Genomic DNA, 439 nt, shown 5'->3' on the forward strand with positions numbered 1-439 from the left:
ACAAAAACAACTATTCCACCGAGGTAAGAAAGATGAGTGCGGCTTCCCTGTATCCCGTTCGTCCCGAGGTTCTGGCCAACACCCTGACCGACGAGGCGACCTACAAGGCCATGTACCAGCAGTCGGTCGTCAACCCCGACGGCTTCTGGCGCGAGCAAGCCAAGCGCCTCGACTGGATCAAGCCTTTCACCACGGTGAAGCAGACTTCCTTCGATGACCACCATGTCGACATCAAGTGGTTCGCCGACGGCACCCTGAACGTGTCCTACAACTGCCTCGACCGCCATCTGGCCGAGCGCGGCGATCAGGTCGCGATCATCTGGGAGGGCGATGACCCTGCCGAAAGCCGCAACATCACCTACCGCGAGCTGCACGAGCAGGTCTGCAAGTTCGCCAACGCCCTGCGCGGCCAGGACGTGCACCGCGGCGACGTGGTGAC

General features: G+C 61.5%; 1 protein-coding gene. It reads left to right on the forward strand.

Annotated features, from left to right (window positions below):
* Positions 1 to 32: 32 nt before the first annotated feature.
* Positions 33 to 439 (forward strand): acetyl-coenzyme A synthetase N-terminal domain-containing protein (locus KW846_RS29720; RefSeq protein ID WP_145309326.1); only part of this gene is annotated, 407 nt, incomplete at its 3' end.

The organism is Pseudomonas sp. PDM32 (genome assembly GCF_019219225.1).
Taxonomy (GTDB): Bacteria; Pseudomonadota; Gammaproteobacteria; order Pseudomonadales; family Pseudomonadaceae; genus Aquipseudomonas; species Aquipseudomonas laurylsulfatiphila.